General features: G+C 67.9%; 13 protein-coding genes. 7 read left to right on the top strand and 6 right to left on the bottom strand.

The annotated features are described in order from the left end of the window. Positions 1-181: 181 nt before the first annotated feature. From ACFYTS_RS21035 to ACFYTS_RS21025, 3 genes are all read left to right on the top strand, one after another. Positions 182-1,858, top strand: coding sequence for a hypothetical protein (locus tag ACFYTS_RS21035; protein ID WP_387306526.1), 1,677 nt, complete (start codon positions 182-184; stop codon positions 1,856-1,858). Positions 1,859-2,030: 172 nt separating this feature from the next. Then, positions 2,031-2,966: a DUF389 domain-containing protein gene (locus ACFYTS_RS21030; protein ID WP_387306524.1), complete on the top strand. Its 936-nt coding sequence runs from the start codon at positions 2,031-2,033 to the stop codon at positions 2,964-2,966. A 155-nt stretch (positions 2,967-3,121) separates the two neighbouring features. Continuing rightward, positions 3,122-4,543, top strand: a complete 1,422-nt coding sequence (locus ACFYTS_RS21025; RefSeq protein ID WP_387306522.1) for a DUF1254 domain-containing protein — start codon at positions 3,122-3,124, stop codon at positions 4,541-4,543. 396 nt (positions 4,544-4,939) lie between these two features. On the opposite strand, the gene ACFYTS_RS21020 is transcribed toward ACFYTS_RS21025, so the two are convergent. Together ACFYTS_RS21020 and ACFYTS_RS21015 are read right to left on the bottom strand one after the other, a co-directional pair. Then, positions 4,940-6,226, bottom strand: a complete 1,287-nt coding sequence (locus tag ACFYTS_RS21020; RefSeq protein ID WP_387306520.1) for a hypothetical protein — start codon at positions 6,224-6,226, stop codon at positions 4,940-4,942. A 74-nt stretch (positions 6,227-6,300) separates the two neighbouring features. Then, the gene (locus ACFYTS_RS21015) at positions 6,301-7,122 is read right to left on the bottom strand and encodes a class I SAM-dependent methyltransferase (RefSeq protein WP_387306518.1); all 822 of its coding nucleotides are present in this window, start codon (positions 7,120-7,122) and stop codon (positions 6,301-6,303) included. 93 nt (positions 7,123-7,215) lie between these two features. Here ACFYTS_RS21015 and ACFYTS_RS21010 point away from each other — a divergent pair, with 93 nt between their 5' ends. Then, the gene (locus tag ACFYTS_RS21010) at positions 7,216-8,661 is read left to right on the top strand and encodes a metallopeptidase (protein WP_387306516.1); all 1,446 of its coding nucleotides are present in this window, start codon (positions 7,216-7,218) and stop codon (positions 8,659-8,661) included. A 27-nt stretch (positions 8,662-8,688) separates the two neighbouring features. Here ACFYTS_RS21010 and ACFYTS_RS21005 read toward each other — a convergent pair whose 3' ends face one another. The 3 genes from ACFYTS_RS21005 to ACFYTS_RS20995 all read right to left on the bottom strand — a co-directional run bounded on the left by ACFYTS_RS21005 (position 8,689) and on the right by ACFYTS_RS20995 (position 12,880). Next, positions 8,689-9,528 carry an alpha/beta hydrolase gene (locus ACFYTS_RS21005; RefSeq protein ID WP_387306514.1) on the bottom strand — a complete coding sequence of 280 codons (840 nt, stop codon included), beginning with the start codon at positions 9,526-9,528 and terminating at the stop codon, positions 8,689-8,691. Between the two features lie 226 nt (positions 9,529-9,754). Further along, on the bottom strand, positions 9,755-11,218 hold the full coding sequence (locus ACFYTS_RS21000) for a M20/M25/M40 family metallo-hydrolase (protein WP_387306512.1): 1,464 nt from the start codon (positions 11,216-11,218) through the stop codon (positions 9,755-9,757). Positions 11,219-11,221: 3 nt separating this feature from the next. Next, positions 11,222-12,880, bottom strand: a complete 1,659-nt coding sequence (locus ACFYTS_RS20995; protein ID WP_387306510.1) for a CocE/NonD family hydrolase — start codon at positions 12,878-12,880, stop codon at positions 11,222-11,224. Between the two features lie 262 nt (positions 12,881-13,142). On the opposite strand from ACFYTS_RS20995, the gene ACFYTS_RS20990 reads away from it, so the two are divergent. From ACFYTS_RS20990 to ACFYTS_RS20980, 3 genes are all read left to right on the top strand, one after another. Beyond that, positions 13,143-14,126, top strand: a complete 984-nt coding sequence (locus ACFYTS_RS20990) for an alpha/beta hydrolase (protein ID WP_387306508.1) — start codon at positions 13,143-13,145, stop codon at positions 14,124-14,126. Between the two features lie 21 nt (positions 14,127-14,147). After that, complete coding sequence (locus ACFYTS_RS20985) at positions 14,148-15,449, top strand: YhgE/Pip domain-containing protein (protein WP_387306506.1); 1,302 nt, start codon at positions 14,148-14,150, stop codon at positions 15,447-15,449. A gap of 308 nt (positions 15,450-15,757) precedes the next feature. Then, entirely contained in the window at positions 15,758-16,963 is a 1,206-nt protein-coding gene (locus tag ACFYTS_RS20980) for an MFS transporter (RefSeq protein WP_387306504.1), read from the top strand. Here the strand turns inward: ACFYTS_RS20980 and ACFYTS_RS20975 are convergent. Then, positions 16,944-17,855, bottom strand: coding sequence for an oxygenase MpaB family protein (locus ACFYTS_RS20975; protein ID WP_387306502.1), 912 nt, complete (start codon positions 17,853-17,855; stop codon positions 16,944-16,946). The genes ACFYTS_RS20980 and ACFYTS_RS20975 overlap by 20 nt on opposite strands. Between the last annotated feature and the right edge of the window lie 26 nt (positions 17,856-17,881).

Genomic DNA, 17,881 nt, shown 5'->3' with positions numbered 1-17,881 from the left:
ACAGTGGCAATCAATTTCCTGGCCCGCCGAAAAGGCGTGTTACGTTCGCTGAACTCGGAGACTTCTGTTCGTTTCGACCGGCTGTGGTAGTTGGCCCTCGCCGGGCGGGCTGCAGCGGTTTCCGGCTTTCCAGCTGCAAGTTCGCGTCCTTTCGGCCGCGAGGGACAGGAGTGATGCACCGGTGAGTTCGCCTCGATATCTGCGCACGGGCGCCGTTGCCGCCGCGGTGGCTCTAGCCACGGCACTGGCGGTTTCGTCCTGCAGCAGCAACTCTTCGGATTCGGGTGACAGCGGCTCGTCGGGCACCTCTTCTCCGGCCGCCGCCGGGAAGGGTCCGGCTCGTAATCCCTATCTGGCCGCGGACAAGTATGCGGTCACCCACTTGGACTCGGGCCAGACCGACACCTTCGACGACCCGGTACCGCGGGGCACCTTCCACATCGATCCGGCGCAGATGCCGCGCGTCACGGTGGGTCCGGTCAGCATCATCACCCTGGCCGGCACCGACCCGAAGTATCGGTGGGTCTCCTCGTCCGCGGGCGTGCGGTATGTCGATGTCTCCGACGACGGATTCAAGGAAGTCGCGGGGATGGACGCCCCCGGCATAGCGCCGATCTCCGCGCCGGCCTTGGACGCGGTGCTGAATCAGAACTTCACCGACGTCGCCCAGATCCAGGACGCGGTGAATCAGGACTGGGGTGCGGCGAACTGGACCCGTATCGCCAACGGCGTCTACAGCCTGGTGGACAAGGACAATCGCGTCTACTACACCACCAACGATTCTCAGTTGTACGTGTTCGGGCTCGTGAACAACGACAAGCCCGAGGACGGCGTCCAGGTGATCAAGCACCTCGACCTGAAGCCGTTCCTGGGCACCGGCACCACCGCCACGGGCCTGCCGGAGAACGTGGTCGGGGTGAATCTGACCTACGACGGCCACCTGGTAGTGGCCGCCACCCGTGGGCTGCTGGCCTTCGACCGCACCAACCTCGACGCCGCCCCGCAGCGGGTGCGTTTCGGTGCCGACGAGACCGTGTCGAACTCGATGTCCATCGACGAGCACAACGGCATCTACATCGCCTCGAACAAGATCATGCGCAAGATCGTGTGGACCGGGTCGAAACTCTCGACCGACGAAGCCGACGGCGCGTGGTCCTCGCCCTATGACACCGGTCGCCGGCCCCCGGCGGTGAAGTTCGGCACCGGCACCGGCTCGACCCCCACCCTGATGGGATTCGACGGCAAATCCGATGAGCTGGTCGTGATCACCGACGGCGCGGACCAGATGCATCTGGTCGCGTTCTGGCGCAACAAGATCCCTGAAGGGTTCCAGCAGAAGCCGGGCACCAAGTCCAACCGCATCGCCGACCAGGTCCAGGTGACCGCGGGCCTGCCCGACCCGCTACCGGAGTTCGTGCAATCCGAACAGTCGGTCGTGGTCAACGGGTTTGGTGCGTTCGTGGTCCAGAACATCGGTAGCGGCGGCGAACCCGACCGGCTCATCGACGTCCTCGCCAACGGCCCGGTCGACGCCCCGCCGCACGGCATGCAACGCTTCGAGTGGGACCTTGCCGGGCACCGCTGGAACTCGGTGTGGGCACGTGGCGATGTCGCCTCGACCTCCATGGTCCCAGCCATCTCCAGCACCACCGGGGTCGTGTTCGTCAACGGCTACAGCAGAGCCGACGGCTGGGAAGTCACCGGCCTGGACTGGAAGACCGGAGAAACCGTGCACCGCACCATCTTCGGCCAATCCAACCTCGGCAACGGCGCCTACGCCATCATCGAAGGTCTCCCCAACGGCGACCTGCTGTTCAACAGCATCGGCGGACCCTTCCGCGCCAAGATCGCCAAGTAACGCCGCGACACTCACACCCGACAGGCGGCCCCGATCCCACCGGGACAGGCCGTCACGCGTCAGCCCCGGGGCGGGACGGTATTCGGGCCCGCTGCCGCTATGGTTGCTGGAAATGAACCGGGCTGCCTCCGCCGCTGACTCAGCCCACCACCGGGCTGAAGGAGGCCATACCGTGCTGCATCTGCGCATCGTTTCTCCGAGTGAGCGGAGCGGCGACGTGCTGCGCATCCTGGTCGCGGAACCCGGTGCCGCCCATGTGACGCTCGCACGCGGTGAGGCCGTGGATCCACCCGGCGATGTGATCGAAGCCGATCTGGCGCGTGGCTCCGTCAATGCCGTGGTCTCCGCGCTGAGCGCGCTGGATCTTGCTCGGACGGGCAGTATCTCGTTCGCGCCGACGGGAACCATGTTGTCCAGTTCAGCGCGGCGGGCCGATGCCGCAGCGCCCCGGCCGCCGGACCAGGCGGTGGTGTGGGAGCAGTTGCTCGAGCAGGCGCGCGAAGGGGCCCGCTTCACGCCCACCTTCCTCGCGTTCCTGACGATCGCGATCCTGCTGTCGGCGGTCGGGGTGACGACAGCGTCGCCACTCACCTTGGTCGGCGCGATGGTGGTCGGACCCGAATTCCGGCCGCTGGCAGCGCTTTCGGTGGGGTTGGTGCGCCGCGATGCGCGGCTGGTGCGGGCTTCGGCACGCACCCTGGCCATTTCGTTCCCGGCCGCGATGGCGATCACCGTGCTGGCCACGCTGTTGTGGGTCCGCCTCGGCTGGATCGGGGTCGGAAACGTCGAGAGCGCCCACGCCTTCGACTTCATCTACCAGGTCGGGCCGTTCTCCTTGGTGGTCGCCCTGCTGGCCGGGGTAGCGGGGATGCTGGCCGTGGTCACCTCCACCTCCGCCGTGCTGGTGGGTGTGTTCATCTCGGTGACGACCGTGCCGGCCGCCGGATTGGCGGCGGTCGCGGCCTTCGCGGGAAAATGGCATGCCGCACTGAGCTCTCTCGCTCAACTCGGCGTCAACCTGATCGGGATCGTCGTCGCCGGGGTAGCTGTGCTGCTGTTACTGCAGGCCGCCGACCGTCGCGACGGCGTACTTCCCCGCAAACGCTGACCCGCTTCGGAACTCGACCCCTCGAGTGTTGCTACAAGTTCGCTCAGTGGTGCCATCATTGCCCAATGAGTGCACGCTACGTCGATCTTCCCCGCCTGCTGCGACGGCTATCGGTTTGTGTTCGGGTACCGATGGTGCTGTTGGGGGTGTCTGCCATGGTGCTGGGATGTTCGACCGGCACGAATCACCAGAGTGACAACGCCTCGCCCCAGAGTTCGGACACTCGGGCAGCGGATGCCAAGGCCGAGGAGGACTGGGCCTACTCGGTCGGCATTCAGAACTACGTGTTCGGACTCCCGCTGACGATCTCGGAGCGGGAGCGCGCACTGCGGCTGGATCCGGTGGCGTTGGAGAAGGCCAAGGCGTACGCGCCGGCTGCTCCGCTGAACCAGATCGGCCACATGAAAACCCTTGCTACGGCAGACGACAAGATGCCGTACACGCCGAACAACGACACCGTCTACAGCGGTGTGGGGATGGAACTTCGCGATGAGCCGATGATCCTGACGGCCCCGGACATCATGGACAGATACTGGTCGGTCGAGGTCGCCGACGCCTACACCAACAATGTCTTCTATATCGGAACCCGTGCGACCGGCGGCAAGGGCGGCGACCACGCCTTCGTAGGACCGAACTGGCATGGTGAACTGCCGCCCGGCGTGATCGAGCATCGGCTGCCCAACAACAGCGCGATGGTGGCGATCCGCATCGGCGTGCTGCCCGAAAACGCCACCGATCTCGCCGAAGTCAATGCGCTGCAAGAGAAGTTCACCACGACCGCCTTGTCCAACTGGAGTGATCCGGCCAAACACGGCCAGGTGACCGTGCCCGATCTGGGCAAGCGCCCGCACTACGACGGCGATCTGGCGATCTTCCAGACGATCGCCGATCTGGCGGCCGAAAACCCACCGGCCCCAGGCAACGAAGCGGCCATCGAACTACTTCGCCGGGGTGGGATCACCCTCGGCAAACCCATGGACGTCAACGCTCTCAGCGAACCGACGCGAAAGGGCCTGGCGCGCGCGGCCGTCGACGGTCCGCAAGTCATGTCGTGGAAGGTGAAGTACCGCGGCACCCCGTACCCCACTCGCTGGAACAACCTCGAACCAGGAACCTACGGAGTCAACTACTTCGACCGTGCCGCCGGAGCGTTGGAGGGATTGTTCGTTCACGACCGCGACGAGGCCGAGTACTTCAGCACCTACGAAGACGGCGACGCCAACCTGCTCGACGGATCACAGCGATACGTGCTGCACTTCAACGCCGACCAGCTCCCACCCACACTGCCGAACGGATTCTGGTCGATCACCATGTACGGCGCTGATTTTCAGCTGGTGAAGAACCCGATCAACCGCTACTCCATCGGTGACCGCACGCCGGGCCTGACCAAGAATCCCGATGGATCACTCGACATCTACATCCAGAACCAGCAACCGGCAGACCACGCGAGCAACTGGCTGCCCTCGGCACCCAGCGGACTGTTCCGGCTGAACTACCGAATCTACCTCCCCACCGCCGACGCCAAGGATCCCGCAACCCTCGGCAAGTACCTGCCTCCCGTCAAGAAGACCAGCTGAGAGCGTCACTCGGAGCCTGGTGCGGTGCAGAGCGCACGCTCATGGCGCATACCGCGCTGACCTAACCGGCCGCAGGCTGCGGTCTGCCGCTGGAACTGTGCCGAGTCGGCTCCGATGCGAGCTCGATGTCTTCGAGCGTCGAGCAGTTCGCGGGGCCCGCGCCATGCTCGAGGCGTCGAACAGCAACAGTGCCCGAATGCGGTCGCAGTGCATCGGCACGAACAGCTCATTCCACAATGGATCCGGGGTCGATCGGCGCCGCCGACTCAAAGAGCGTATTGATGATCGTCTGGCGGCGGGCCAATGGGCGCTCGGTACGAACGCACGCCTTCCGGGTCGGGCGGCGAAAACCCGTTGGGCGGAGAATTTCGCGGCAGGCACTTCTCGGCCTGCGGGTCACAGGTGGTCGTCCGGCGTGGGTGCGGGGTCGATTCGGGCGGAGGGGAATTCGGCTCCGAGAGTGGGTGGGACGTGCGGGAGTGGGCTGCCGAGTAGCTCGACCTCGCGGTTGCGGATCAGCCAGGGTGGGCAGGTGTGGGCCGATTCGGGCGTGGTCGGGCGGGTGCCCGGAGCGAACATGCCCGGCGGCATGGCGGTGCCGGGAGATTCGGGGCGAAGCTGTGGTGTGAGGGGGCGGGGCTGGGTGGTCGGATCGGGCACGGTCGGGCCCCGGAAGCTGTGGGCGAGGTCGGGAAAGGGGTTGGGGAAGTATCGGTTCGATGGGGCGCCGGTGGGGGAGCTGGGCTGGCTTGCACGGGTGGGATCGTCGGTGGGCGTCGTCGAGGTCGGGAGGATCGCCGTGGGGTGGGTTTCGGTGGTGGTCGAGCGGTGATCGGGATCGGTGTCCGGTCGCCACCGATCCGCGCCGGGGTCGGTCGCGCTTCGATGGCGTGCGTCCGGCTCGTCGGTGGCCGCTTGATCCTGGGGGATGTGCTGTGCGAATGGGGAATTGGTCGCCGTGGCGGTCTCCTCACCTGCTTGTGGCCGGTGGGTGTCGAGGTCGGTCGGATTGCGCCACGCGTCCAGGTTCGGAGTGAACCCTGGCGTGGTAATGGCTCGCGCATCGGAGGCGGGGCTCGGATCCGTTGCGCCACTGCGTTTCCCGGAGGCATCGGCAGCGCCCGGTGTGGTGATCGTGAAGAACGCCGGTATTCCCGAGCCTGCGGGCGGGTAGATCGGGGTGTAGTTGGCGTCCAAGGCCGCGAGGGCGAGCTGATATTGCTCGTCTCGGTCGGATTGGGGGCCGTGGGTAACCGGTGGGGGCACGGTTTTGCGGAGGGCTTCGGCGCCGAAGGCGGCGGCGATCATGCGGTGGCCGGTGCTGTGGGCGATCTCGGCGGTGTCGGTGGCGTCCTGGACGAAGCGGCGGGCGGCGGCCGCGGCGGCGTCGGCGAGGTGGCCGGTCATGCTGTCGGCGAGGGCGGTGTGGACGGCGGCGTGCAGGGCGGTGACGGCGCCGAAGATGCTGTCTGCGATGGTGACCCAGGTGTCGGCGGCGGCGTGCATGTCGGCGGGGTTCATGGCTTGGACGGCGTCGTGGATCTGCTGGTGGGAGAGCCGGGTGAAGTCTTCGACGTGGTCGATGTAGTCGGGGTCGGTGGTGCGGTCGGCGAGGCGGGCCTGGTCGTGTTCGGCGCCCGATTGGCTCAGGCGGGCGCTGCGCCGCAAGGCTTCCGGTTCCATCGGCGTCCCTCCCGTCGTCCAGCTTCCGAGTACTTGGACGCGGGAGGGTCGGTGCGGGTTCCCGCTGCCGCCGCTCAGCCCTTGCGGGCTTGCAGGGTGTAGCTGAGGGGCAGGCGTTCGGGGCGGTCGATCAGACGCCATTCCCAGTGTTCGTCGTGGACCATGCGGCCGGGCAACGGGTTCGACGGGACGCTGTCGTGTTCGATTAGCTGGGTGAGGGTGAGGTCGGCCTGCAGCAGGGCTTCGACGATCTCGCCGAGGCCGTGGTTCCACTCGTGCGTGATGGTGTTGGTCACCGTGGAATCGGTTTCGACATAGGTGGTCTCGTCGTTGAACACCATGGGCTCCGCGGTCTCGAAATACGGGTAGCCGATCGTCAGAGCGTCGGTGCGGGTCTCGTCGATCGACCACAGCACCGGGTGGTACTCCCGCAGGAACAGGCGGCCACCGGGCCGCAGCAGCGCGGCCACGGTCGTGGCCCAGCGGCGGATATCGGGCAGCCAGCACAACGCGCCGACCCCGGTGTAGACCAGCCCGAACCGCCTCCCGCCGAGCGCGGACACCGCCTCGTAGATATCGGATTCGACGTACTCGATCGGCGTGGCGGCGGCGTCGGCCAGCTTGCGAGCCTCGGCCAGTGATGCGGGGGAGAAGTCCAGTCCGGTCACGGTCGCGCCGAGCCGGGCCAGTGACAGCGTGTCGGTGCCGATGTGGCATTGCAGGTGCACGGCGTCGACCCCGCGAATGTCGCCGAGCCGTGGCAGATCGAAGCGCACCACATGGCTGAGGAAGGACGGGTCGGTCCGGAAGTCGTCGAAGTGGTAGTCGAGGGAATCGGCGTGCAGTGGGGCGCGATCGTTCCAATTGGCCCGGTTCAGGCCGCGATAGTCGCTCATGATCCTCGACTGTGTCACGAACTGTCGTTGCGGGACCGGGGACTTCGCGCGATATCTCGGTGGATACTGGTCCCGAGTGGTGTGGGAGGCGAGATGGGGACGTCGCGGATTCGACGGGGCCTGGTCGTACTGCTGGCGGTCGCGAGGGTGTCCCTGACCGGCTGCTCGACGGTGAAAAGCACCGACTCGCAGCAGGTTTCGGCTCCGGTGACGGACAATCCGTGGGTGGTGGCGGGCCAGACCTCGGCCGCCGGGCCCAGCGGACCCCGCTCCGGGGTGGCGGACGCGACCCTCACCGCCGAGAACGGGGACGGCGGCGCGGTCGACAAACTGGCCCTCAATGCCATCGCGGATATCGCCGACTATTGGAACGGCCAGTACGCCAAGACTTTTCCGGGCGTGTTCAAACCGGTGACCCGGTTCATTTCCTGGGACTCCACCGCCCCGCGCGCCCAGGCCGTCGAATTCTGCCGCGGCAGTACCTTTCAGGAGGTCAACGCCGCCTATTGCAGTGTCGACAAGACCATCGGATTCGACCGCGGCACTCTACTGCCCGGCTTGGTGAAGAAGTTCGGCCCGATGGCGGTGGTCATGGTCCTCGCCCACGAGTACGGCCATTCGATCCAGGCGCAGGCCAAGCTGAACGGCTTCTTCACCCCGACCGTGGTCCGCGAACAGCAGGCCGACTGCTTCGCCGGCGTCTTCCTGCGTTCGGTGGCCGAAGGCAATTCGCGCCATTTCACCCTCAACACCACCGACGGCCTCAATGGCGTGCTGGCCGCGGTGATCTCCTTCCGCGACCGCGAACCGGGCGCGTCCCCGGACGAGCACGGCACCGCGTTCGAACGGGTCACCGCCGTGCAGATCGGCTACACCGACGGCGCGACCGCCTGCAAGGGCATCACCCGCGCCGAACTGAAGCAGCGCCGCGGCACCCTGCCGACGAGCTTCCAGCCAGGCGACAAGGATCGCCAGCTGCCGGTGGACCAGCCGGATCTGGCGCTGGTGGCGCAGTCGCTGACCCGCGCCTACCCGATCCAGCCCGCACCCGCCTTCGACTACGGCGGCGTCTCCCGCACCTGCCCGAAAGTGACCGTCACCCAGCCGGTTTCGTACTGCCCGACCACCAATGTGATCGGCACCGACATCCCGAGCCTGGCCGCGCGCGCGGCCACCGGCGACAGGGGTGACCTCTTCTCCGCGACCGTCGGCGGCGACTACAACGCCTTCGTGGTCTTCGTCTCGCGCTACATGATCGCCGTGCAGCAGGCCCGCCGGCTCGGCATCTCCGGAGCCGATACCGCCGGGCTGCGCGCCGCCTGCTTCTCCGGGGCGTACAGCACCAAGCTGAGCCGCCCCGGCAGCGATCTGCAGTTGTCCGCGACCGATCTCGACGCCGCCATCTCCGGACTGCTGATGGACGGCCTGGCCGCCGCTGATGTCAACGGCGCCGTGGTGCCCAGTGGTTTCGTCCGGCTGGAGGCGTTCCGGACCGGCGTCCTCGACGGCGAGGACGCCTGCCTGAAGACCTACAAGTGAGCCCGGTCGGGCTCCGGTGAAACCTGATCAGGCGCTGGGCAGGTGCGCTTCGAGCCAGTTGACCACGTCGGTGAGCACCTTGTCCTGCTCGGGCTCGTTGTAGATCTCGTGGTAGAGCCCGTCGTAGCGGATGACCGTCTTGTCCTTGGACGCGGCGTCGCGTTCCACCTTGTCGGTGCCGGTGGGTGAGGCGAGGCCGTCGGCGCTGCCGTGCTGGACCAGCAGCGGCGCGGTCAGCCGATCCAGGTGCGCCTTGACGTACTCCCCGGCGCGCAGCATCTCCCCGGCGGTGCGGGCGGGCACGCCGCCGTGATGCACCAGCGGGTCGTCGTCGTAGGCGCGCACCACCTCGGGGTCGCGGCTGACCAGCTTCGAATCCAGTTTCACGACGGGCACATTCGGCAGATACTTGGCCACCAGCGGCGCGGCCAGGCGCTGCACGGCATTGCCGGCCTCGATGTCGATCGCGGGGGCGGACAGCACCAGGCCGTCGACCTCGGGCTGGTCGCGGGTGGCGAAGTAAGCCGTGGTGAGCCCGCCCATGCTGTGGCCGATGACGAATTTCGGCAGTCCCGGGTGGCGGCCGGTGGCGGTGGCGAGCATGGTGCGCACATTGTCGGCGGCGGTGTCGAGTGAGCCGATATTGGCGCGGGCGCCCTCGGACTTGCCGTGCCCGGTGTGGTCGAGCGCGTAGACGGCGAACCCGGATTCGGTGAGCCGCTGCGCGACGTGCGCGTACCGGCCGGAATGCTCGGCGTAGCCGTGCACGATCACCGCCACGGCGCGAGGGTCGCCGTCGGGCAGCCACGCCTGCCAGAACACGCGGCCGCCCGCGCCTTGGAATTCACCGGTCTCCGTGCGGGTCATCGCCGCTCCTTCGAGTCGAGGTCGTCACGTACCTACGAGGGCAAGGGTGCCGGGTCGCGGTTTCGGACGCCACCGTATGCGTCCGAAATGTCGCCAACCGGCGGAGCCATTCTCGCTCATCGGACGCGTGATGGGGGCGGGCACCGGTAGCCGCGCGCACGATCGATCATCGGTGCCGGCGCCGATCGCGCGCGGGCGGCCGGTGCACCGGGGACGGCGGCGCCGGTCAGAAGGCGGCGATGCGGTCGATGAGCAGCCGGTTGAACCGGATCAATCGCGCATAGTTGGCGCGGGAGATCCGTTCGCCGGTGCCGTGGATGCGTTCCAGGTCGGCGGCGGACAGCATGATCGGGGCGAAGTTGCAGCGGGTCCGCGCCAGATCGTCGTAGTAGCGGGAGTCGGTGGCGGCGGGAACCACGCCGACGGTGACGGCCAGCCCCGGCACCACCGCGCGCGCGACATCGGCGACGACGTCGAAATCGGGTCCGGCGCTCGGGTCGGCCGACGGTTCGGAGCAGGTGCCGTCGAGTTCGATGGTGACGCCGTTGTCGCGCACCACCTTCCGGCAGTGCGCCAGCACCCCGGCCACCGAATCACCGGGCAGGATACGGAAGTTCACGTACGCCTCCGCCCGCTGCGGGAGCACGTTGGACTTGACCCCGCCGCTGATCACGGTGGGGGCGGTGGTGGTCCGCACCAGCGCCTCGGTCTGCGGCCGGGCGGCCAGCACCCGCGCCGCGATCGGCCCGGCCACATTGACCAGCCCGAGCAGGGTGCGCCGCGGTTCGGTCACGAATTTCCTCACCCGGGTGAGCATGTCGACGGCGACCGGTGTGAGTCGCAGCGGGAACGGGTGGTCCTGGATCCGCGCCACCGCCCGCGCCAGCCGCCCGACCGCGGTCTGCCGCCCCGGCATGGACGAGTGCCCGCCCACGTCGGTGACCGAGAGCCGCACGGTCGCGAAGCCCTTCTCGCCCACCATGATCGTGGCCACCGGCACGTCGATGCCCTCGGCGACGCCGACGGTGATGACACCGCCCTCGTCCACCAGCAGCCGGGCCCGCACCCCCGCGTCCCGCAGCCGCCGCGACATCCTGCCCGCGCCGTCGGCCCCGAAGATCTCCTCGTCGTGGCCGAACGCGAGATACACCGTCTGCGTGGGCGCGACGCCGTCCCGCAGCGCCGCTTCGACCGCCTCGAGAATCGCGATCATCCGGCTCTTGTCGTCGATCGCGCCCCGGCCCCAGATGAATTCGTCGTCCACGACCCCGCCGAACGGCGGATACGGCCAGCCGTCGTGGTCGTCGACGGGCACGACATCCATGTGCGCCAGCAGAATCGCCGCCACGGCCTCGGCCCCCGGCTCTCCGGCGTACGTGCCCTGCCGCGCGCTCCCGGCCGCCCCGGCGGCGGCTGCCTTCGCTTCCGGCCCGGCCGTGCCCGCCCGGTGCTCGGTCGCCGCGCTACCCGCCCAGCGGTACAGGCGGCTATGGCCGAAGCTCTCCCAGGTGAGGTGGGCGTGGACCAGGGGGAAGCACTTCTCCAGGTGGCCGGCGAGGCGTTCGAATTCGGCCGGGTCGATGCGGCTGTGGTCCTCGTGGGAGACGGTGCGGCAGCGCAGCGCCCCCGCCAGCCGCTCGGCGGTGGCGTCGTCGACGGTGGGCGCGTGGGTCGGCGCGGTGCTGGTCACGGGCTAACCGCCGGTCCGGGGAGGGAAGGTCACGGCCACAGTGGCATTGTTCACCACATCGGCGATCAGGGAGACCGTCTTCTCGTTTCGCCACTTCGGAATCGCCTCGCTGAGGTCGCCGGGCAGGTCCGGGGTGCGGATTCCGGACAGCAGCGGCAGGTGCAGTTGGGCGGCGGTCACGGTGACGGGGGCGTTGGCCGGCTGATGCGCCCACACGTCGTCGACCACGTCGGTGACGCGGATGCCGATGCGATGTCCGGCGGGAATCGGCCAGTCCTGGGCGAGGAGCCGGACCTGTGTGGTCGGTGTGACCGGTGCGATGCCGCGGGTGATCACGGTGGCCCGATTGTCGGGTCCGATGTCGTAGACCTCGACGGTGACGCTGGCCGCGGCGGGACCGTCCAGGGTGAGCGTGGCGGTCGGCGCACCGGACAGCTGCTGATCCTGGGCGAGCGGTGGGGAGACGGTCCATATCTCCCGGTCCGCGCCGGGCAGCAGACCGCGATCGGTATACCGTCCCGTGCGCAGATCGATGTCGACGGCGCGGCTGTCGGCCGGCGGCCACGCCGTCTCCGCCCGCCAGCGGCCGTCGAACTGCCCGACCGTGACGCGCGGGCCGGGCACCGTCACATCCTTGCCCGCCACCTGCCGGTCGAAGAAGGCCAGCAGTTCCGAGGAGAACTGTGTGGCACCGCACTTCTCGCTGCAATCGCGGTGCCCCCACTGCCCGAACATGGCCTTGTGCTCGCCGGGGCCGAGCCCGTTCCACAGCTGGAAGACCCGGTCGGCGCGAGTGTTGTAGTCGACGAACCCCTGGCCGAGGAACAGCGGAATGGTGTTGCCGCGCAGCTTCTCCACCAGATCGCGGTCGCGCCAGAACGGCGTGCTCGCGTCGTGGTTGCTGGTCTCGGCCAGATACTGCTGGTAGCAGGCCGGGTCGATGGACGACGCGTTGGCCTTGTACTCGGCCGAGTCATTGGGGTGCGCGGGCGTCGACGCGATCAGCAGGTGCTCGAATCCGGCGATGTCCCCGGGCCGGAAGCCCTGTTCGCTGATCGGTTTCAGCGAGAACTTCCACGCGATGCCTTGCATGTACAGGTACGCGTTGGGGTCGGCGACGACTTCGAACGAGGCCACCGCCGCCAGGCCCGCCGGCTTCTCGGCCAGCCCCATGAGCCCGGTCCACCCCTCGTAGGACACCCCGTACAACCCGACCCGCCCGGTCGACCACGGCTGTGCCGCCGCCCATTCCACCGCGGTCTTCACATCCGAACGCTCACCCGGCCCGCCGAAATCCGGGCACCCGTTGGATCCGCCGAACCCGCGCAGGTCCACGATCACGTAGGTGTATCCGGCGGCCAAAAGCATCGGCACCGGCAGATCCCCGGTCGAGGGCCCGCCGCCGGGCCGCAACTCGGTCAGCCGCGCCTCGTGCGACCGATACGGACTCACCGTCATCACCACCGGTGTCCGCACCTCGTCCCCGAGCCCCACCGGCCGCAGCACGTCGGCGTGCAACCGCGTCCCGTCGGGTGCGGTGATGAACTCCTCCCGCCACTGATACCCCGGATCCGCGCTCGCCTGCCCCGGCGCGACCACCGCTCCCATCACCAACAGCACGCCGACCACCGCGCGCCACACCACCATCCGCATGCTCACCATAGTGACCTTGGTGGTTGTGCGCGCCCCTGACCAGCCCCAGGAACCGGGGTGCACGGCGGTCGGCGGCGCCGGTCATTCAGTGGGTGTCGGCCGCGAGTTTCCGGACCAAGAACCGTTCCTGGGCGGCGATCGTATACCTGTGTAGTAGGTACTGTTCTGTAGGCTCTATCGGCGAGGGGTGGCCGACTGTTGGCGCCCTGGACGCGCTGGCCACAGTGGAGATCGAACGGCTCGCAAACTGCTCTTACATGAGGGGTTTTCGATGAAGCGCAAAACCGGGCGCGACACCCTGTACCACGATCAATCGGCGTGGTGGAAGCTCCAGGAGTTCCTCCCGCCCCGGCTCCGGCTCACGGTCGAAGCGGACCTCCCCACCGAGGACTTCTGGGAGTGGGAGAGCAACAACATCCATCTCGATCAATATCTGAACCCCGGGGCCCCGGCGAAAGTGATCCTGCATCACGGCGTCGGCACCAACGGACGGCAGATGAACCTCATTATCGGTAAACCGTTGGCGGACCAGGGCTGGGAAGTCACCGCCATCGACAATCTCGGCTACGGCATGACGCAGGTACGCCCCGGCGGCACTTACGGGTATGGCCAGTGGATCCAGATGGTCACCGACTATCTCGCCTACGAGAAGTCGCGCGACGATCGCCCGATCGTGCTCTTCGGGCTGTCGGCCGGCGGCATGGTCACCTACCACGTCGCCGCGCACGCACCGCGCGGCGCCGTGCACGGAATCGTCGGCCTGACCTTCCTCGACCAGCGCAATCGGGACGTGTGGATCGCGACCGCGCGCTACAAATTCAGCGCCACCGTGGGCATGAAAGGCGTCGGGGCTTTGGCCCGTTCGCCGATGAAGGGCCTGGAGTTTCCGATGAGCCTCGCCTCGAAGATGAGCGCGTTGTGCAACAACGCGGACGCCATGAAAGTCTTTCTGGCCGACAAGACTTCGGCGGGCAGTGCGGCGTCGATGAAATTCCTCGCCGATTACCGCACCTATGTCCCGGATATCGAACCCGCCGACTTCGACGTCTGCCCGATTCTCCACACCCAGCCCGCCGAGGATCATTGGACGCCGCTGGAATTGAGCAAACCCGCGCTCGACCCGATCAAGAAGGTTCCGGTGACGCTGGTGATGCTCGAGAACGCGGGGCACTATCCGCTCGAGGAACCTGGTCTCACCCAGATGGAGGAGGCCGTCGACGCGTTCGTGCGTGAGGTCACCGGCACCAACCCTTGATCACAGAGAGTCGGGTACCCCATGGCGAATGTAGAGGAAACCGCTCCCGAATCGTTGCCGCGCAAGAGCCCCCGGGTGTGGCTGGCCCCGGCGGTCGTGGTGTCGCTGCTGATGGCCCTGCTGGCCACCATGTACCTGGCGTACGTGGTGGATCCGTCGAAGCATCTGCACGGCTTTCCCGTCGCCCTGGTCGATCAGGACTCCGGCGATGTGATCGGCGGGCAGCCCACCAATGTCGGCAAGCAGATCAATGACGCGCTGGTGCAACAGATTCCGGCCGACAAGTTCGATCTGCGGGTGCTGGGCATCAATGAGGCGCAGCAGCAGCTGAACACGGGCAAGGTGTACGGGGCGATCGTCATCCCCAGTGATTTCACCAAGCGGCTGGGCATTTTCGCGGCCGCCAGCGCCGTGCCCGGCGACGTCACCCGCCCGCAGATCACGGTGTTCACCAATCCGCGTACCGGGACCTTCGGATCGCAGGTGATGCAGAACATCGCGGCGACGGCGCTGAAACAGGCCAACGACACTGTTGGTCAACAGCTCACCGGCACCGTGAACACCCGGCTGCAACCCTCCGGTGGCGTCGCCGCACTACCGGGGCTGAGCAAGCTCATGCTGGCCGCACCGATCGAGGTGACGGTCACGCCGTTCCATCCGCTGCCGGGCGGCACCGGCGGAGGTCTCACCGCCTTCTTCTACACGGTGATGATCCTGCTGGCGGGCTTCACCGGCGCCATGGTGATCAATGGAATGGTCGATGCCGCACTGGGTTTCGCACCTACCGAGTTCGGGCCCTGGTATGTGCACAATCCGTCTGTGCCGATTTCTCGTCTGCGCACCCTGTTCCTCAAATGGGCGGTCATGGCCGGGACCGCGCCCGTGGTGGCGGGCATCTTCATGGGAGTCGGCCAGTGGCTGGGCATGCCCATCGACCGGCCGCTGCTGCTGTTCCTCTACAGCACCTTCGCGATCACCGCGGTCGGCGTCACCGCGTTGTCGATCGTGTCCGCGCTGGGCACCATGGGCCTGCTGGTGAACCTGGTGCTGTTCATCGTGCTCGGTCTGCCCTCCTCCGGCGGCACGGTGCCGCTCGAGGCGATTCCGAGGCCGATGGACTGGCTGGCCGCGTTCGAACCGATGCACCAGGTGTACCTCGGCGTGCGCGCCATCCTCTATTTCAACGGCGACGGGTCGGCCGGATTGAGTCACGCGTGCTGGAAGACCCTGTTCGGATTGCTGATCGGTCTGCTGGTGGGCTTGATCGTGACCGGCTATTACGACCGCAAACAACTGCACCGCGCGCCCGCCGCGGCCCGATAGCGCTCAGGCCGGTCGCAACTGCCGGAAGGCGCGCGGGCCCATGCCCTTCCAGCGGCGGAACGCCCGCGAGCAGCTCGACACCTCGAGATGGCCCAGGCGCTGGGCGATCTCGGCGACTGGCGGGCGTTGCGCGACCAGCCTTCCTCGGCTCTCTGTGCTGGCTGATGAGTCGGCTCGCCATCGAGTCGCCAGTTCCGGGGTTGGAATCAGCGGCAGGAAAAGGGTGTTCCGCCACCGCGCCGGTTGATTCGATGCGGACGTGGTTGTAGCCGGGATATTGCCGTGGGGTTGTTCGGGGTTCGAGTGCGATGAGCGGTGAAGGCGTCGCCGACCTCGCGGCGCCGGTGATGCGGCTGCGGGCATTGACCTGGCAGGTGTTCGTTCCGACCGCGGTGTTCGGGATGGGTGGCGGAGCGGCCGCCCCGATGTATCCGCTGCGCGCGCTCGAACTGGGTGCGAGCGCCGGGGCGGCGGGAATCGTGGTAGCGCTCTCGGGGTTCGGGCAGCTGCTCGCGGATCTGCCCGCGGGACAGCTCATCGCCCGGGTCGGGGAGCGGCGGGCGGTCGCCGCGGCGTCGGTGGGCGGCGCGGTCGGTGTGGTGCTGGCCATCGTCGCGCCGAATCTGGGGTGGCTGGCCGCGGGGATGCTGCTCACCGGTGCGGCCTCGGCGCTGTGGGGACTGGCGCGGCAGACCTATCTGGTGGCCGTCGTGCCCGACGGCGACCGCGGGCGGGCACTGTCCCTGCTGGCGGGCTCACAGCGGTTCGGGGTGTTCGCGGGGCCCTTGATCGGCGCGGGCGCCACGCACGCGTTCGGGGTGACCGGCGCGATGTGGCTGCAACTGGCGGCGATCCTCGTCGGCGGGACCCTGATGATGTCGGTGCGCGATATCGACGACGGACCGGAGCGGATCCGGCGCGGACTGCGGGCGGTGGTCACCGAAAACCGCCGTGTGCTGGGCACACTCGGGTTCGGGGCGCTGGCGACCGGGGCGGCGCGGGCGGCACGTGTGTCGCTGCTGCCGCTGTGGGCGGCGCATATCGGGATGAGCGCCCCGGCCATCGGACTGATCTTCGGGATCGCCGGAGCGGTCGACGTCCTGCTGTCCTATCCGTCCGGTATCTGGCTGGACCGGTACGGGCGACGCGCGACCGGGACACCCTCGCTGCTGTTGTTCGCGCTCGGCTACACCGCTCTGCCCCTGGCCACGACGGCCTCCGGATTGTGTGTGATCGCCGTGATCCTCGGAATCGCCAACGGCCTCAGCAACGGTCTGATCATGACCGTCGGCTCCGATGTCGCCCCACCGTCAGCGCGGGCCGAATTCCTCGGCGCCTGGCGGCTGACCCACGATCTCGGCATGTTCGCGGGCCCGATCGCGGTCGGAATCATCGGTGCGGCAGCCACACTCGGCTCCGCCGGGGTCGCGCTGGGAGCGGTGGCGACCGCGGGTGCGGTCGCCATCCGCCGCTGGTTCCCGGCGCGGGTGACGGTCAGATCGGGCGCAGAGTGATCATCTTGCGCAGGCGGGCGCGGTCGCGTTCGAGGCGGCGGGCCTCGTAGGCGATGGGGAAGTAGCGGATGCGCTCGGGCAGTTTCGGTACGGTTCGGCCGATGGCCCAGCCCAGGAATCGCAGGGCGCGTTCGTCATTGGCGGTCCACTCCAGGCCGAGGCGGTCGCGGACGGAGCCGGGGGTGGTGCCGACGGTGCAGAAGTACTGGAGGCGGCCGATGGGTTGGGTCGCCACGCGCCACACCGGGTGTAGGGCGGACGGGATCTGCCTGGGCGGGGCAATGTTCCGAATGACCTTCAGGTAGTCCTGAGCGACGTTGGTGGGAACCAGGTGGTTCTCGATCTGGTCCTCGAACCAGGGGAGCCATTCGGCGTAGGTGGCCGGAATCTCCTTGGGCGGCACCGAGAAGTTGCGCATGAGCTGCACGACTTCCTGGTAGTAGGACTCCTTCTCGGCCTCGGTCAGCTTGTCGCTGGAGAAGTACTTGTTGCCCTCGGTGAAGGCGAAGACCGCGGTGTGCAGCACCCACGCCCACGGGCCCGAGGACAGTGCGCGGTGCTTGACGCCGTGGGCGTCGGTGGAATTCAAGGTGGCGTGCATCTTGCGCAGCCGGTCGGCCTCGGCAAGAGCCTCCTCGCCGCCGTAGATCCACATCATGACCGAGGCGATACTGCGGGCCGCGCGGCCCAGCGCGTCGGTGCGGAAGCTGGAGTGCTCGTCCACCACCGCGGCGATGCTGGGTTCCATGGTCTGCAGCAGGAAGGCCGAGCCGGCGGTGAGGGAGAAGGTGATGAGCCCGGTGTCCTCCCACATCCGGCTGCCGGGTTCGAACGGACGGCGTTCGGGGCGGGCTGCTCCGGATCCCTCGGCGAGCGCGACGGCGGCGGTCATGGTGGATCTCCTTTGATCGACCGTTC

The organism is Nocardia sp. NPDC004151, assembly GCF_042874235.1.
Lineage (GTDB): Bacteria > Actinomycetota > Actinomycetes > Mycobacteriales > Mycobacteriaceae > Nocardia.
Note: the sequence above shows the minus strand (reverse complement) of the source record. Positions and strands in the feature narration are given on the sequence as shown.

Coding starts and splice junctions, on each gene's coding strand:
- ACFYTS_RS20995 (WP_387306510.1), bottom strand. CDS start 12,880: ATGGTGAGCATGCGGATGGTGGTGTGGCGCGCGGTGGTCGGCGTGCTG.
- ACFYTS_RS21010 (WP_387306516.1), top strand. CDS start 7,216: ATGGGGACGTCGCGGATTCGACGGGGCCTGGTCGTACTGCTGGCGGTC.
- ACFYTS_RS21020 (WP_387306520.1), bottom strand. CDS start 6,226: ATGGAACCGGAAGCCTTGCGGCGCAGCGCCCGCCTGAGCCAATCGGGC.
- ACFYTS_RS20975 (WP_387306502.1), bottom strand. CDS start 17,855: ATGACCGCCGCCGTCGCGCTCGCCGAGGGATCCGGAGCAGCCCGCCCC.
- ACFYTS_RS20980 (WP_387306504.1), top strand. CDS start 15,758: ATGAGCGGTGAAGGCGTCGCCGACCTCGCGGCGCCGGTGATGCGGCTG.
- ACFYTS_RS20990 (WP_387306508.1), top strand. CDS start 13,143: ATGAAGCGCAAAACCGGGCGCGACACCCTGTACCACGATCAATCGGCG.
- ACFYTS_RS21015 (WP_387306518.1), bottom strand. CDS start 7,122: ATGAGCGACTATCGCGGCCTGAACCGGGCCAATTGGAACGATCGCGCC.
- ACFYTS_RS21005 (WP_387306514.1), bottom strand. CDS start 9,528: ATGACCCGCACGGAGACCGGTGAATTCCAAGGCGCGGGCGGCCGCGTG.
- ACFYTS_RS20985 (WP_387306506.1), top strand. CDS start 14,148: ATGGCGAATGTAGAGGAAACCGCTCCCGAATCGTTGCCGCGCAAGAGC.
- ACFYTS_RS21025 (WP_387306522.1), top strand. CDS start 3,122: ATGGTGCTGGGATGTTCGACCGGCACGAATCACCAGAGTGACAACGCC.